The sequence below is a fragment of the Vreelandella sp. DA03-1M genome (genome assembly GCF_055725665.1).
The window spans coordinates 619298-635113 of sequence record NZ_CM146798.1; the positions used below are offsets into that span (position 1 = coordinate 619298).

The 15816-nt window shown below is 58.5% G+C and carries 16 protein-coding genes; 3 read left to right on the plus strand and 13 right to left on the minus strand.

Annotation, left to right across the window (positions count from 1 at the left end; all coding sequences use genetic code 11):
• The first annotated feature begins 21 nt into the window (after window positions 1-21).
• Complete coding sequence (locus tag ACXUPB_RS02885; RefSeq protein WP_035564641.1) at window positions 22-735, plus strand: SIR2 family NAD-dependent protein deacylase; 714 nt, start codon at window positions 22-24, stop codon at window positions 733-735.
• 157 nt (window positions 736-892) lie between these two features.
• The gene (locus ACXUPB_RS02890; protein ID WP_198556119.1) at window positions 893-1333 is read left to right on the plus strand and encodes a lysozyme inhibitor LprI family protein; all 441 of its coding nucleotides are present in this window, start codon (window positions 893-895) and stop codon (window positions 1331-1333) included.
• Window positions 1334-1452: 119 nt separating this feature from the next.
• Here the strand turns inward: ACXUPB_RS02890 and bioA are convergent, their stop codons facing one another.
• From bioA to bioB, 6 genes are read right to left on the minus strand one after another with little or no spacing between them, the layout of a single operon-like run.
• On the minus strand, window positions 1453-2724 hold the full coding sequence (gene bioA, locus ACXUPB_RS02895; RefSeq protein WP_035564639.1) for an adenosylmethionine--8-amino-7-oxononanoate transaminase: 1272 nt from the start codon (window positions 2722-2724) through the stop codon (window positions 1453-1455).
• Entirely contained in the window at window positions 2721-3410 is a 690-nt protein-coding gene (bioD, locus tag ACXUPB_RS02900; protein WP_035564637.1) for a dethiobiotin synthase, read from the minus strand. The genes bioA and bioD overlap by 4 nt, the downstream gene beginning before the upstream one ends.
• A complete protein-coding gene (gene bioC / locus ACXUPB_RS02905; RefSeq protein ID WP_472955241.1) occupies window positions 3407-4189 on the minus strand; it encodes a malonyl-ACP O-methyltransferase BioC in 783 nt (260 codons plus the stop codon). The genes bioD and bioC overlap by 4 nt, the downstream gene beginning before the upstream one ends.
• Window positions 4186-4932: an alpha/beta fold hydrolase gene (locus tag ACXUPB_RS02910; protein WP_472955243.1), complete on the minus strand. Its 747-nt coding sequence runs from the start codon at window positions 4930-4932 to the stop codon at window positions 4186-4188. Before ACXUPB_RS02910 ends, bioC begins: the two co-directional genes overlap by 4 nt.
• Window positions 4914-6071 carry an 8-amino-7-oxononanoate synthase gene (gene bioF, locus ACXUPB_RS02915; RefSeq protein WP_472955246.1) on the minus strand — a complete coding sequence of 386 codons (1158 nt, stop codon included), beginning with the start codon at window positions 6069-6071 and terminating at the stop codon, window positions 4914-4916. The genes ACXUPB_RS02910 and bioF overlap by 19 nt, the downstream gene beginning before the upstream one ends.
• On the minus strand, window positions 6064-7140 hold the full coding sequence (bioB, locus tag ACXUPB_RS02920; RefSeq protein ID WP_472955248.1) for a biotin synthase BioB: 1077 nt from the start codon (window positions 7138-7140) through the stop codon (window positions 6064-6066). Before bioB ends, bioF begins: the two co-directional genes overlap by 8 nt.
• Window positions 7141-7333: 193 nt before the next feature.
• Between bioB and ACXUPB_RS02925 the strand changes: the two genes are divergently transcribed.
• Window positions 7334-8119, plus strand: coding sequence for a tRNA-uridine aminocarboxypropyltransferase (locus tag ACXUPB_RS02925; protein ID WP_472955249.1), 786 nt, complete (start codon window positions 7334-7336; stop codon window positions 8117-8119).
• A 17-nt stretch (window positions 8120-8136) separates the two neighbouring features.
• Here ACXUPB_RS02925 and ACXUPB_RS02930 read toward each other — a convergent pair whose 3' ends face one another.
• From ACXUPB_RS02930 to def, 7 genes are all read right to left on the minus strand, one after another.
• Entirely contained in the window at window positions 8137-9420 is a 1284-nt protein-coding gene (locus tag ACXUPB_RS02930; RefSeq protein WP_339934304.1) for a TraB/GumN family protein, read from the minus strand.
• 44 nt (window positions 9421-9464) lie between these two features.
• Complete coding sequence (locus ACXUPB_RS02935) at window positions 9465-10913, minus strand: TrkH family potassium uptake protein (protein WP_472955252.1); 1449 nt, start codon at window positions 10911-10913, stop codon at window positions 9465-9467.
• Between the two features lie 52 nt (window positions 10914-10965).
• Complete coding sequence (gene trkA / locus ACXUPB_RS02940) at window positions 10966-12339, minus strand: Trk system potassium transporter TrkA (RefSeq protein WP_339934306.1); 1374 nt, start codon at window positions 12337-12339, stop codon at window positions 10966-10968.
• Window positions 12340-12493: 154 nt separating this feature from the next.
• Window positions 12494-12700 carry a dodecin gene (locus ACXUPB_RS02945; protein WP_339934307.1) on the minus strand — a complete coding sequence of 69 codons (207 nt, stop codon included), beginning with the start codon at window positions 12698-12700 and terminating at the stop codon, window positions 12494-12496.
• A 49-nt stretch (window positions 12701-12749) separates the two neighbouring features.
• Window positions 12750-14087, minus strand: a complete 1338-nt coding sequence (gene rsmB / locus ACXUPB_RS02950; RefSeq protein WP_472955254.1) for a 16S rRNA (cytosine(967)-C(5))-methyltransferase RsmB — start codon at window positions 14085-14087, stop codon at window positions 12750-12752.
• On the minus strand, window positions 14084-15088 hold the full coding sequence (gene fmt, locus ACXUPB_RS02955; RefSeq protein WP_472955255.1) for a methionyl-tRNA formyltransferase: 1005 nt from the start codon (window positions 15086-15088) through the stop codon (window positions 14084-14086). Before fmt ends, rsmB begins: the two co-directional genes overlap by 4 nt.
• Window positions 15089-15135: 47 nt before the next feature.
• Window positions 15136-15648: a peptide deformylase gene (def, locus tag ACXUPB_RS02960; RefSeq protein ID WP_339934310.1), complete on the minus strand. Its 513-nt coding sequence runs from the start codon at window positions 15646-15648 to the stop codon at window positions 15136-15138.
• Between the last annotated feature and the right edge of the window lie 168 nt (window positions 15649-15816).

A 15816-nucleotide genomic window follows, 5' to 3' on the forward strand; every position in this document is an offset into this window, starting at 1 on the left:
AACATAAACGACGAGGTAAACATGGCAGCAAGCCCGCATTTGGTGGTATTAACCGGCTCGGGGATTAGCGCCGAGAGCGGGATTAAAACCTTTCGCGCCAGCGACGGCCTGTGGGAAAACCACCCGGTCGAGGATGTGGCTACCCCCCAGGCGTGGCAGCGCAATCCGCAGCAGGTGTTGGATTTCTATAATCAGCGCCGCGAGCAGATCCGTCGTGCCAAGCCCAACGCCGCCCATAAAGCGCTGGCTGCTCTGGAGCAAGGCGGCTTTAGCGTCAGTATCATTACCCAGAATATCGATGACCTGCACGAGCGAGCAGGCTCCCGACACGTGCTGCACCTGCACGGTGAGATTTTAAAAGCACGCTCTTCCATCGATGAGCGTATGCGCTACCCGCTGCCCAAAGGGGGGATTGAGCTGGGGAATGTCTGCGATAAAGGCAGCCAGCTGCGTCCCGATGTGGTCTGGTTTGGAGAGTCGGTGCCGCTGTTTGAAGATGCCTGTGAACTTGTTAGCCAGGCTGATTTTCTGCTGGTCGTGGGCACGTCGCTGGCGGTCATGCCTGCCGCTTCGCTGCTCTCTTACATTGACTACGACACACCCTGCGCGCTGGTCGACCCTGAGGCGGATATGCTCAGCCCGCCGGGTGTGCTGGCAATCAATACCACCGCTGGAGAAGGCGTTCCGGCGTTGGTAAATCGCTGGAAGCAGCAGGGTAATTTGCTGTTGTCTTAAAAATTCGAGACCGGCTCGGCACAGCCTTCTGCGAGGGCGCTTCAATCAGGGCGGTGGCGCCGAGCACGCAAATATAAAGGGAAAAAAGCACGTGAAGAGCGCAATCTGTAGCATTGTTATCGTGATGGCTTGGACGGGCGGTGTTGCCGCGCAGGATATGACTTATTCGAACGAGGCAACGCAGTCCTGCCTTGCTGACGCATCGGGTGACGCTCGGCTGGCCTGCGTTGGTGAATCCGCTAATGCCTGCATGGCTGACACAGAGGGCGGTTCCACGACCGTCGTTATGGGGGGTTGTCTAGATCGGGAACGGCAGTTTTGGGACGACAGGTTAAACACCGCTTACAGCGACCTGATGGCGATGTACGCCTCAGCTGACGCTGAGGCAGAGGATGACAGTTGGAACACACCGGCACAGGCGCCAACGCTGAAGGCTATGCAACGGGCCTGGATCGGCTACCGCGATGCCCGCTGCGATTTCGAGCGGGCGAAATGGGGTGGCGGCACCGGCGGTAGCCCTGCAACCGCGCAATGTCTGATGCGGGTCACGGCAGAACAGACACTGGTGCTGATCGACGGTCAGGACGGACTGCAGTGATACGCGCCGCGAACGAGGCCCGCCGTGTGTGCTGGCAATCAATGCCACTGGCGGAGAAGACGTTCCGGCGCTAGTGAATCGTTGGAAGCAGCAGGGTAATTTGCTGCTTTCCTGAGCCATTACGACTCAAGAAACCATGCTTTCATCACGCTGGTAATCTGAGTGATTTCCGCTTCCGAGGTGATGTAGGCGGGCATGGTGTAGAGCCAGCGGTCAATGGGGCGCAGCCATACGCCGCGCTCGCGGGCGAAGTCGCCTACGCCTTTTAGCGCCTCGGCGGAGTGCGCTTCGATCACGGCGGTGGCGCCAAGGACTCGAACGTCAGCCACGGCCGGATGTGCATTCAGCGCTTGGTCTTCAAGTAGCTCATGCTGCAACTGCTGGCTGAGCTTGGCAATTTTGCCCAGGTAATTCTCTTCCTCGAAGACGCGCAGGCTTTCCAGCGCCACGCGGCAGGCCAGCGGGTTGCCCATAAAGGTAGGCCCGTGCATAAAGGCGTGCTGGGGAGTATCGCCGACAAAGGCGTCGTGGACGCGATCTGTGGCGAGCGTCGCAGCGTGGCCTAAATAGCCGCCGGTCAAGCCTTTGGAAAGCACCATGATATCCGGCGTGACCCCCGCGTGATTGGCAGCAAACAGTTTGCCGGTGCGGCCAAAGCCGGTGGCGACTTCGTCAAAAATCAACAGCACCCCAAACTCATCGCACAGTTCCCTGGCGCCAGTGACATAGTCCGGCGAGGTCATATTAAGCCCGCCAGCAGCTTGTAAAAGCGGCTCCATTAGTAGGGCGGCGATCTCCTCATGGTGGCGCTCAAGTACGCTGCGCAGGGCGCCAAGATCGTGTTCAACCTGTTCAGCGCTAGCATTAAAAGGAGCCGTAGGTGCCGGGGCGAAATGGTGTTGGGGGAGTAGGCTGGCGAACAGACTGTGCATGCCTTCTTCCGGGTCGCACACTGCCATGCAGCCGGTGGTGTCACCGTGGTAGGCCTTCATCAACGAGAGCATCTTTTGCTTGCCGGGGTTGCCGGTGAGTACCTGGTACTGGAGGGCCATTTTCATCGCCACTTCCATGCCTACCGAGCCGCTGTCCGAATAGAAAACGTGGTTCAGCCCGGCGGGGGTAATGCGCACCAGCTCGCGCGCCAACTGGTCGGCGGGGTCGTGGGTTAAGCCGCCAAGCATCACATGGCACAGCTCACCTGCCTGCTCGCGAATGGCCGCCACCAGGCGCGGGTGGCCATAGCCGTGAATCATGCACCACCAGGAGCAGGTGGCATCCAATAAGCGTTCGCCGCTCTCGAGCACAAAGTGAGTACCGTCACCGCCCACCACCTTGGGCGCGGGCGTTTGGGTTTTTAAGTGGGCATAAGGATGCCAAACCGGCGTGTTCATAACGGCTCCAGGGAGAGATAGGGGGCGGCAGTTGCGGCGTCGGGGGCATCAAGATGGGGAATAATGCCTAAACAGGGCGCCGCGAGTTTGGCGTTTAGATGGGCGATATTGGCCTCAAAGCGGGCTGTGTCAGCCGCAAAAGCGGGATCAACTACGCTGCCCGCCCATCCTGCTACTACCAAGCCGTCGGCGCGAATGGCTTCTGCTGTTAAGCGGGCATGGTTTAAGCAGCCCAGCTTTAGGCCAACCACCAGAATCACCGGCAGCTCAAGCGCTATCGCCAGGTCGGCGAAATCTTCCTGCGCGTTTAACGGTACGCGCCAGCCACCGGCGCCTTCAATCAGGGTGATATCTCTGGGTGTTTGGCTAAGCGTTTCGCGCAACAAGCTAACGATAGCGCTAACCTCAAGCGGCTGGCCCGTCTCTAGCGCGGCAAGATGGGGCGCAATAGCGGGGGCAAAGGCGATGGGATTCACCTTGACGTAGTCGACCGGCGGCACGCTTTGATGCTGAAGGGCGAGGGCATCGCTATTTTGCAGGCCTTCAGGCGTCGCTTGGCTGCCTGAGGCGATGGGTTTTAAGCCCAGCGTGCTCAACTGCTGTTGGCGGGCGGCATAGAGCAATCCACTGGTCACTAGGGTTTTACCCGCATCGGTATCGGTGCCCGTCACAAACCAGACGTTCATAGCGATTTTTCCAAGTGCAGCGTTAAGCAGTGGTAGCTCACGGGTAGGCCTTCCGGCTGGCGGAGTTGTTCAAAGCGCGCTTGTGCGGCGGCGACGTCATTTCGGCTAAGGCTGGCCTGTGGCCGGGCAATCTGAGCGCCGACACCTTTGATAGACGCCATTACCGCCTTCAAGTCAGGGTAACTGAAGCGCTCAACGCTGGCCGCCTGACGGGTGATGGTTAAGCCGCTTTCGCCGATGGCCCTCTCGACACTGGCGCGATCAGGCATTTGCAGCAGCGCCTCGGGGCGCTGCCAGGCAAAGGCAATCTCCTCCAGGATGCCGGGCAGCAGCGTGGTGATATGCGCCTCCCCGCCGGGTGTGAGAACCCGGTAAAGCTCCTCCATCACCGCGCCAATATTGCGACACCACTGCACCGCCAAGTTGGAAAACACTAGATCAAAGGTGTGCTTACCAAACGGCAGGGCCACAGCGTCACCCGGTTGCCAGTGGATACTTTCACTATAGCGCTGACGTGCCTGTTCGAGCATGCCGGGGGCGATATCGAGCCCCGTTACGCGGGCTTGGGGGTAACGTTCAGCCAACTGCTGAGTCCAGTAGCCGGTACCGCACCCCATATCCAACACGTTAAAAGCGCTTGGAGGTAACGAATCCCAAAGCATTTCGCCTATTTGGCGCTGGGCAGTGGCGAGTACATCATAGCGGGGCGCAGCCCGGGAAAAGGCGTGGGCGACCCGTGCTTGCCAGTTAACCTCGCTGTTCAGCGTTAGGTCGCTCATAAAACCGCCGTGCTGACGTTAGTCATCTGGGTAGCATGACGGATAATCGCGGCGGCGAGCACCTGGGGCTGCGAGAGCATCGGGCAGTGGCCGACACCGCTTAGGGACTTGCTTACGTGGTGCTGGGCGGGGCTGATAAAGGGATCATGTTCGCCGGTGAGACGTACCACCGGGCAAGGGGAAGCCGCTAGGCGTGGGCGATTATCAATGGTGGACAGCCAGTGTAAGCCGGTAGCCAAGGTGAGGCTGTCGGCAGGCGGGGTGTCGCCCAATAAATCACGCAGTTGCCGGTGAGCCTGCCGGGGGCTGGGCTCCCCTTGGGTCTGCCAGCGCAAAAAGTGTTGCCATGTCGCGGTGGGGTCGCGCTGAAAGGCGCGTTGGAAGGCGCTCAGCTCTGCGCTAGTGACACCACCTGTGGCGCTGACCTTGTCTTTTGCACAGAACGTATCCCCCGCACCAAGCAGAATCAAACCCCGAGGTGGGGGGAGATACGCCAGTAGCGCCGTAGCCAGTAGTCCGCCCAGTGACCAGCCGACCCAGATCGCATCGCTGGCTAACGGCTCGGCCATGGCGTCTGGCAGCTCTTCCAAGGTCGCGTTGGCCGCAAGCGGGGTCGTACCGCCGTAGCCGGGCCACTCTACCGCCTGGGCTGTTAGATTAGTGGGCCAGTGCGCCTCGAGCGGCTGCCAAATACGTTGGTCGATTCCCCAGCCAGAGAGCAGAATTAAACGCAGGGGCTGCATAAGGCCTCTTGGTGCTGACAGTGGTGGAGCGCGGCTATCAGTTGATCGATATCGTCGTGCTGATGGCGCGCACTTAAAGTCACACGCAGACGGGATTCACCCTTGGGCACCGTTGGCGGTCTAATCGCCCCCGCCTGTATACCCTTTTGCTGGAGCTGCAACGCCCAGCTTAGGGTGCGCGTTTCATCGCCCAGGATCAGCGGCTGAATGGGAGTGGCCGAATCGCTGAGCGGTAGCCCTAGTTGCAGCGCCTCATGGCGAAAGTAAGCGATATTGGCGTTTAGCTGAGCGCGAAGTTCCGGTTCACTTTGAACGATCTCCAGCGCTTTTAACGTCGCGGCGGCGATGGCCGGAGGCTGGGCGGTGGTGTAAATATAGCTGCGTGAAAACTGGATCAGGTGATCGATTAACTCGGTATCGCCAGCAACAAAGGCCCCGGCGGTACCTAACGCTTTTCCTAACGTGCCGACAAGAATCGGCACGTCCTTACTACTCCAGGCGCTGCCCACGCAGCCGCTGCCATTGTCGCCTATCATGCCTACGCCGTGGGCATCGTCGATCATTAGCCACGCATCGTGGCGTTGAGCGACGGTGATTAAGCTTGCGATGTCAGCGATATCGCCATCCATACTGAAAACGCCATCGCTGACCACGAGCTTATGCGCGCACTCACTGCGCGACAGCAGGCTTTCCAGATCAATGGCATCGCGGTGATGAAAGCGCCGGGAGCGAGCGCCGCTTAATGCGGCGCCATCAATTAGCGATGTGTGGTTGAGGCGATCCTGGAAAAGTGCGGTATGGCGATCTGCCAACGCCTGCAGCACGCCGAGATTGGCCATATAGCCGGTGGAAAAAAGCAGCGCACGTTCGCGGCCTGTCCAGCGCGCTAATGCTTCTTCCAGGGCGTCGTGAATCTTCAGATGACCGCTGACCAAATGCGAAGCGCCTGCACCCGCGCCAAGTCTACGCGCGCCTTCCGCCTGGGCCTCTAAAACGCGAGGATCTTTGGCAAGGCCCAGGTAGTCGTTACCGGCAAAGTCGAGGGTATTGCTTTTGGCTACCTGACGAGTGCGCCAGCGCTCCCTCTGTTGACGATGAGCGCGGGCGTCGGCCAGACGCTTTTGCCACGCTTTAGACACTGGCGTCTACCGCCAGCTCGGCAACGCGTTCGGCGTGCATCTGCTGTTGTGCCTGTTGGGCAAGGCGGGCTGCTTGGGTATCCTCGCTTTCGCAGGTCTCGCGCTTCTCTGGGTGCAGGCCCAGCTTGGCAAACAGCGCACGGTCGCGATCCACTTGGGGGTTGCTGGTGGTCAGCAGTTTGTCGCCGTAGAAGATCGAGTTGGCGCCTGCCAAAAACGCGAGCGCCTGGGTCGATTCGTTTATCTGCTCGCGGCCAGCGGAGAGACGCACATGGCTTTGCGGCATCATAATGCGGGCGACCGCAATGGCGCGGATGAATTCGATCGGGTCTAAGTCTTCGACATTTTCCAGCGGCGTGCCGGGTACTTTTACCAGCATATTGATCGGCACGGATTCAGGGTGCGGGGAGAGTTTGGCCAGCTGTTGCAGCAGGGCACTACGATCTTGGGCATCTTCACCCATGCCGAGAATGCCGCCGGAGCACACTTTCATGCCCGCATCGCGCACGTTGGAGAGGGTTTCCAGCCGATCGGAATAGGTGCGGGTGGTGATAATCTCGCCGTAGAACTCTGGCGAGGTATCCAGGTTGTGGTTGTAGTAATCGAGCCCAGCCGTGGCCAGTCGGCTGGCCTGTTCGCCGTCGACCATCCCCAGCGTCATACAGGTTTCCAGGCCTACCGCTTTCACCTGACGAACCATCTCTTCGACTAACAGCAAGTCTTTATCACGGGGGCTACGCCACGCCGCGCCCATACAAAAGCGGCTGGCACCGGCTTCTTTCGCTGCCTTGGCTTGTTCGACCACCTTTTCAATTTCCAGCAGCTTCTCTTTCTCCAGCTGGGTATTGTAGTGGCCGGATTGGGGACAGTATTTGCAATCCTCCGGGCAGGCGCCGGTTTTAATCGACAGCAGGGTAGAGACCTGCACCGCGTTTGCATCGAAGTGGGCACGGTGAACCTGCTGAGCTTGAAACAGCAGGTCATTGAACGGCAGCGCGAAAAGCGCATTGATCTCTTCTAGCGTCCAATCGTGACGCTGTTCGTGAAATCGTTCGTGGGACACGGTCATGGTGTAAACCTTTTTAACTTTAATAGTTGACTAGACAGTTGGCGAGACTTTAGCGGCGTTGCGCTTTGGGTGTCAACGTTGGAGATTTTGTAGGTTTACGGTGGTGTTGGAAACATTCGTCAAAAGACGCCGTGCTCATTTATACTCTGCGCCCTTTTTCACTCTTAGTTTCCCCCCACTCTTTGGAGCGCGGATGTCTGCTTTTGAAAGCTCTGCTGATAAGGGCTCTATTGATAAGGACTGTGTTAACAGTCCCAGCAATGAGCATCCGCGTCCGCCCCGGCGTGAATTTAAAGCCCGTGGTAGCTTTGTCACGCGCTGTGAAGGGTGCAATTTACCGGCACTAAATTGTTTGTGTCCTTATCAAGTGAAGGCGGAAAGCGTCGCTCAGGTATGGCTGTTAACGCATCCGATAGAGCACTACAAACCGACGAATACCGGTCGCTTGATTGGTGATGTGCTTAGCGAGACGCGAATCTTTACCTGGTACCGTACGGCACCGGATGCGCAGCTGGCAGCGCTGTTGAAAGACCCTCGCTATGTCCCCTTTGTGATCTTCCCCGATGACCAGCCCGACTACGCGGATCGGGTAGTGGGTATTGAAGCGGTGCATGCGGCGAAAGCGCAGGCGCGCATTCCAGTATTTATCATTCTGGATGGCACTTGGCGTCAGGCGCGGCGGATGTTTCGCAAAAGTGCTTACCTTGACGCGCTTCCCGTACTGCCGTTGAGTACTGAGCGGGAGACGCGTTATCGGCTGCGCAAACCGGCGTCAAAATCGCACCTGTGTACTGCGGAAGTGGCTATTGAGCTGCTACGTCAGGGCGGGGATACGGTCGCTGCGGATGTGCTGGATGACTATTTTGAGGTGTTTAACGATAGCTACGCGGCGAGCCGTCTGCATCACAGAATCGACTCACCGACCGCAGCAATGCGGCGCCTATTAGCTCAGCAAGAAGCAGCACCCATAGAGATATGAGCGCTGCGAAGGTCGTTTTACGCGCTGCCGCTGCCAAACAGGGCACCGGCGATTCTGAACCCGGCTACCCAAGTGCCCACCGCGGAGCCTAGCGTGGCGAGAATAAACACCAGCAGAGTGCGCGATACGCGGTTTTGCCACCAGCCTTTGAGCTGCGTGACATCGTGGCGTAGGGACGAAAAATCGCGCACTTTGGGTTTACGCATAAATAGCTCAACCCCGGCGGCCACAAAGCCAGCGCCGATGGTGGGGTTGAGCGAGGTGAGCGGCGCGGCAAAGAACGTAGCAATCACTGTCACCGGGTGGGCCAGGGCGATAATCGTTGCACCGCCCGAGAGAATGCCGTTAATCAAGAACCACTCAAGCACCAGTTGCCAGCCAAGGTCGGTGTTGCGGGAAAAACCAATCGCAAAGCCGGTAAGCACCAGTGCGGTAATCAACCACGGTAGCGCTTTCCAAAGCTTGGACGGCGGCGGGGTGGCTTCCAGGGCTTCGCGTTCGACTTTTGGCTCGGCAGGCAGTGGCGCTTCAAGGTGCTCGCCGGTGCCTTTAAGGTGGCCTGCGCCGAGCACCACTAACACGTGCTTGTAGCGCCCTGGCGGCGCCTCTTCAGCCAAGCGTAGCGCCATATAGCGATCGCGCTCACGAATCAGCGGCGTATAGAGCGCTTCTGACTCAGCGGCAAACTCGCTGAAGGTGGCCTCCAGCATATCGCCCTCTTTAAGCTTTTCGATATCCTCTTTGGAGACATCCTGGCGGGAGAGCACACTGCCGATAAGGCCTGAAAACAGCGAGAAGCGCTGCCACCAGGGTACATTGCTGTAAATGCGTTTCAGCGTGATACCGACATCGCGGTCGACCAGCAGCAGCGGCAGCTTCAGTCGGCTGGCTTCTTCAACTGCCGCACGCATTTCGGCCCCCGGCTGGATGCCGGACTGGTCGGCTATACGCTGCTGAAAGGCACCCAGCGCCAGGCTCGCAGCGACCATGCCCGCTTTGCCTTCTCTGAACACCTGAAAAAGATCCTGCTCGCCCATGGCATCCGGGTTGGACATGCTGTGGTGGCGGGCGTCACAGAGCTCTATGGCGACGGCGTCAAACGCGTCGCTACCCAACAGTGAGCGAACATCGTCGGCGCTTTCCGCCGATACGTGAGCAGTGCCCAGCAGCGTGTAGTGGGTTTCACCAACGGTGAACGTTTTTAGCGGCCCACTGGTGACCGGAAGCGAGGTTGTTGCTTCAGATAGTGGCCTCGTTTCTGCGTTGGGGGGTTCTTGGTGAGATGTATCATCGTGGTTCATTAACAGCTCTCAATTCGGTCATATAAGTGTGTCTGGTTGGAGGGTTAACGCCGCCAGAAAGCGGGCGTAAACAGCACCAGTACCGTAAAAATTTCCAGGCGGCCGAGCAGCATGGCCATAACCAGTATCCATTTGGCCAGGCTGGGCATCTCGCCATAGTGAGCATGGGATTCACCCAGTGCAGGGCCGAGGTTGTTGAGGGCCGAACCCACCGCCGACCAGGCCGTTATCTGGTCAACCCCGGTCGCCATCACCCCCACCAGCATCAAAAAGAACAGCAGAACGTAAACCGAAAAGAACCCCCAAACCGCCTGGGCTATGCTGTCGGGAACGCTGACTTTGCCCACTTTGACCGCAATCACCGCGTTGGGATGGATCAGGCGCATAATCTCGCGCATGCCCTGTTTGATGATCAAAATAATCCGGATCACTTTCATGCCACCGCCGGTAGAGCCGGAGCAGCCGCCAACGAAGGCCGCCACAAACAGCAGAAAGGGCAGGGCACCGGGCCACATGGAGAAATCGGCAACGCTAAAGCCCGCGGTCGTAGCAACAGAAACAACCTGAAAAACCCCGTGACGAAGGCCGCGTACAGTGTCATAGGTATCGGTGAGCCATAGCGAAAGCACCGTGACCACGCTCAGGGCGAGTAGAAAGAGCATTAAAAAGCGCGCTTCTGGGTCGTGAAAATAGTGCATCACGCTTTTTTCACGCCAAGCAATAAAGTGCAGGCTAAAACTGAAGGCCGAAATCAACATAAAGCCGACACAGATCATTTCAATCGTCGCGCTATCAAAGTAGCCGATGCTGGCGTCGTAAGTAGAAAAACCACCCAAAGCAACGGTTGAGAAGCTATGGCTCAAGGCGTCGAACCAGTCCATCCCGGCTAACATATAGGCCACCATACAGGCGAGGGTGAGGGTAGCGTAGATGTACCAGAGCGCCTTGGCGGTTTCGGTGATACGTGGAGTGAGCTTGGAGTCTTTCAACGGCCCCGGAATCTCGGTGCGATACAGCGCCATACCGCCCACGCCTAGGGTAGGCAAAATGGCGACGGCCAAAACGACGATACCCATGCCGCCCAACCACTGGAGCTGCTGGCGATAGTAGAGAATCGACTCGGGTAAAAAATCGATGCCGGTAATCACCGTGGCGCCAGTGGTGGTCAAACCCGAGAACGACTCGAATACCGCATCGGTAATGCCTAGCGAGCCTTCGCCAAATAGCATCAGCGGCAGCGAACCAAACAGCGCCAGCACCGTCCAGAACATGGCGGCGATAATAAAGCCGTCGCGAATACGCAGCTCTTTTTGCGAACGTCGATTGGGCAGGTAAAGCAGTAATCCCGTTGCCACGGAAATCCCAATGCCGCTAATAAAAGCACTCCACACGCCGTCGCGAAACCACAGTGAAATCAGCGTGGGAGGGAGCATGGTTAGGCTGAACAGCATGAGCAGCAGCCCCAAAATGCGCAAAATAACCCGCAGACTCATGGTTGTCGCATGCTCCTGTTTTTAGCAGCCAGTGGCAGGAATTCGAAGGTTATCAAAAGAACGTTAAGCCGACTTGGAACAGGCGCTCCACATCGCGAATGCGGCGCTTGTCGATCACGAATAGGATCACGTGGTCGCCGCTCTCCACCATCACGTCGCCATGAGCGATAATGACTTCCTTGCCGCGCACAATCGCACCGATGGTGGTGCCGTCGGGCAGGTCGATCTCGCGAATGGTGCGGCCCACCACTTTAGACGACTGCTTGTCACCGTGGGCAATGGCTTCAATGGCTTCAGCGGCACCCCGGCGCAGCGAGTGGACGTTGACGATGTCGCCGCGACGCACATGGGTCAGCAGGCTGCCGATGGTGGCCTGCTGGGGGGAAATAGCGATATCGATCTCGCCACCCTGCACCAAATCCACATAAGCGGCGTTGTTAATCAGCGTCAACACCTTCTTGGCCCCTAAACGCTTGGCGAGCAGCGACGACATGATATTGACCTCGTCGTCGTTGGTCAGCGCGCAGAAGATATCGCACTCTTCGATATTTTCCTCTTCCAGCAGACGCTTGCTGGTGGCGCTGCCGTGGAGCACCACGGTGCGATCCAGGCGTTCAGATAGAGTGGTGCAGCGCTCCAGGTTGTGCTCGATGATCTTGACCTGGTGGCTATGCTCCAAATGCTCTGCTAGCCGCTCGCCGATATTGCCGCCCCCGGCAATCACCACGCGGCGGAAATCGCGCTCGACCCGCCTTAGCTCGCTCATGACCGCGCGAATATCCCGGCGGGCGGCGAGGAAGAACACTTCGTCGTCAGCCTCGATGACCGTATCGCCGCGGGGAATAATCGGCCGGTTGCGGCGGTAGATCGCCGCCACGCGGGTATCCACGTTGGGCATATGGCGACGTAGAAAGGCCAAATCCTGGCCTACCAGCGGGCCGCCGTAAAACGCCTTCACCGCCACCAGCTGTACCAAGCCACCGGCAAACTCCAGCACCTGTAGGGCACCGGGGTGCTCAATCAGGCGGCGCACGTGGTCGGTGACCACCTGCTCGGGGCTGATCAGTACATCAATGGGGATCGCTTCGTGGGCAAAAAGGCCTTTACGGGTTAAATACGCGGTGGCGCGCACCCGGGCAATTTTGGTCGGGGTGCGAAACAGCGTGTGGGCTACCTGGCAGGCGATCATATTGATCTCGTCGCTGTTGGTGACGGCGATCAACATATCGGCGTCTTCGCAGCCTGCCTGGCGCAGCACAATCGGGTAGGAACCCGCCCCGGTGACGGTGCGGATATCGAGTTTGGTGTGCAGGTCGCGCAGTTTTTTGGCGTCGGTATCAACGACAGTAATGTCGTTTTCCTCGCGGGCGAGGTGTTCAGCCAGTGTGCCGCCGACCTGGCCGGCGCCGAGAATGATGATTTTCATTGCTGAGCATCGGTTCCATTAAAAGCGCCAGCGCGCGATGTTGTTGAGACCATGTCGTTAAGGCCATGCCGTTAAAATCAGGCGAGGTCTATCATGCGCTGCAATAAAGACGGCGGCCAGTGTAAACCAGCCGCCGTCGAAAAGCAGGTGAGGATTATTCTAGTGTAAAGCCGACTTTAACCGTGACCTGCCAGTGGGTCACCTGACCGTCTTCAATATGGCCACGCGTATCGACTACTTCCAACCAGCGCATGTGCTTAATAGTCTCTGACGCCTTGGCCAGAGCGTTCTGTACCGCTTCCTCAATACCTTTCTCGGAAGAGCCGGTCAGTTCCACGTGTTTATAAGTATGATGACTCATAGTACCTCCTTCCTTGTCATAAATTCACTGCCTTGGCATCAGTGAGCGCTTAGGCAGTGCGCTTCTCTAGTCTGGCATAAAAAAAGCCATCGTGACTGCTCTGGGCCGGGAACAGTTGGCGACCCGCGCCGCTGACAATTCCCCAGCCAACGTCGTTAGGCGTGGTGACATGAGCGTCGGGCGTGCGGGCGAGAAACGCCTCAATCTGCTCACTGTTCTCTTCCGGCAGCACCGAGCAGGTGGCGTAGAGCAGGGTGCCGCCTTCGCGCAGCATCGGCCAAAGGTTATCTAACAGCTGGCGTTGAAGCTTGGCCAACGGGCGAATATCGTCTTTACGGCGCAACTTTTTAATATCGGGGTGGCGTCGAATAACGCCGGTGCCCGAGCAGGGGGCATCGAGCAGGATCGCATCAAACGGCGTGCCGCTCCACCAGTCACGCTCGGTCGCATCGGCGTGTTCGAGTACCGCCTCAACGCCGAGACGGCTGAGCGTGTCCTCCACCCGTGCCAGGCGCTGGTTGTCGCTATCGATCGCGGTCAGGTTGATGTCGAACTGCTCGAGCAAATGGGCTGTTTTGCCACCGGGGGCGCAGCAAGCATCCAAAACGTGCGCGCCTGGCCGTGGCGCGAGCGTCGGGCCTAGCAACACCGCCGATAGCTGAGCGGCTTCGTCCTGAACGCTAACGTGGCCTTCTTCAAAGCCAGGCAGCGACAGCACATCGCAGGGTGTTTCCAGGGTGATAGCGTCTGGGGCATGGGGGCATAAGTGGCCGTTCAAGCCCTGTTCGGTGAGCATGCCTAGATAGGCTTCCCGGTCGTTGTGGTGCTGATTCACCCTTAGCGTCATGGGGCCGGCGTGATTGTTGGCTTCGATGATATTGCGCCACTGCTCTGGCCACGCCTGGCGCAAGGCGTTAAGCAGCCAGGGCGGATGCTCTAACGCTACGCTCTCATCGCGGTCTACCTGGGCCTGGAGCGCCTCGGATTCGCGCTGTAGGCGCCGCAAGCAACCATTTAATACGCGAGTAGCCCACTCCTTATTCAGTAAGCGCGCAGCGCCCGCGGTTTCGCCTACCGCCGCGTGGGCGGGGATGCGCATATAGAGCAGTTGATAAATACCTACCAGCAGTAGCGCCTGAACATCGCTGTCGCGCTTCTTAAACGGTTGCTTAAGCAACACGCCCGCTAACGCTTCAAGACGCGGTAAGCGACGGCAGGTGCCGAAGCAGAGCTCTTTCAGCAGGCCGCGGTCGCGAGCCACTACGCTGTGCTCATCCAATCCCGCCAGTGAGCCTTGGTCGCTGAGTACAGGGGCCAGCGCGCGAGCCGCAGCAGCGCGAACTTCTTGGCCACTGCCACCGCTTTGAGGGGAGCGCTTTTGGCTCATGGTGTTTCTCCTTCGCTGGCCTGAGCCGCTGGTTTACCGAGACGAGCGCCAAGACGAACGCCGGTGGCCAGGCGTGCGTGACGCGCATTAAGTAGCTCTCGCACGGCCATGGCTTTACCGCCGGGCAGCTGCGCGCTGGTGATGCACAATACTTCGCGACCGTCGGTGCCGCAGGCAATGCGGAGGTGATCGTCGCCGTGATCGAGTAGCGTGCCTGGGGCGCTGGGTGGCTGCTCGCCTTCTTCTACGTTCGCCATCAGAAAGCGTAGGCGATCATCACCCAGCGCGCACCAAGCCACTGGCCAGGGATTAAAGGCGCGAATTTTACTGGCTAGCTGATGCGCGGGCTGGTCAAAGTCGAGCTCGGCTTCCGCTTTGCTGAGTTTGGCAGCGTAGGTCACGCCTTCGTCCGGCTGGGGTGTGGCGTGAGCGGCGCCGGTGGCCAACGCATCCAGCGTATTAATCAAGGCATTGGCGCCCTGAATGGCGAGCCGGTCGTGCAAATCGCCGCCGGTGGTGCGTGGCGTAATCGGCGTGCGCACTTCTGAAAGCATTGCGCCGGTATCCAGACCAGCGTCCATCTGCATGATGGTCACGCCCGAGACGCTATCGCCCGCTTCGATGGCCCGCTGAATGGGGGCAGCGCCGCGCCAGCGGGGCAGCAGCGAGGCGTGGACGTTAACGCAACCTAAACGCGGTATGTCCAACACGGCCTGGGGAAGCAGCAGCCCATAGGCAACCACCACCATAATATCGGCATTCAGTGCGGCTAACTCAGCTTGAGCACCGGGCTCTTTTAGCGTCTGAGGCTGATAAACGGGCAGGCCGTGCTCTAGCGCCAGTTGTTTGACCGGACTGGGCGTGAGTTTACGGCCGCGGCCAGCGGGGCGATCCGGTTGGGTATAAGCCGCGACCACTTCGTGCTGGCTTTCCAGCAGCGTTGCAAGACTTGAAGCGGCGAATTCAGGCGTGCCAGCAAAAACAACGCGCAATCGTGACATAAGTTGAGAGCTACCTGGCGTATCTAAAATGTAAGGAGGAAAACGGTCTAGGCGTCCTGCATCTGCTTATGGCGTTTCTGCATTTTCTTACGGATGCGGTCACGCTTTAGCGGCGACAGATAGTCAACAAATAGCACGCCCTCAAGGTGGTCGTACTCGTGCTGAATACAGTGTGCCAGCAAACCCTCAGCCTCTAACTCATAAGCCTCGCCATTACGATCAAGCGCGTTGAGCTGCACCTTAAGGTAGCGCGGTACTTCGGCGTAGTGCTCGGGAATCGACAGGCAGCCTTCCGAAAGTAGCTCTTGCTCGTCTCCAATGGGTGTATAGCGCGGGTTGATGAGCACCAGCGGCTGAGAGTTATCGTCGCTGACGTCCATAACGACAACGCGTCGATGAACATCGATTTGCGTCGCGGCAAGACCGATACCACGGGCGTCATACATGGTCTCCAGCATATCGTCGACAAGTTTACGCACTTCATCATCGACGGTTTCCACCGGGGCAGCCTTGGTGCGCAGGCGCTCATCGGGGAATTCAAGAATAGGAAGTTTGGCCATGACGTTACAATCACCGTTATGCTGAGTCTAAATTAAGTCAAGCTAGGCAATGACGAGCGTCTTCTAGCCTAGGTACTTTATGATGGGTCACTATATCATGCTGTCAACGTTTCTGGGCATGGGTAGCCAAGGCGCATGGCGTGTTATCAACAATAGAATTTTGTACTT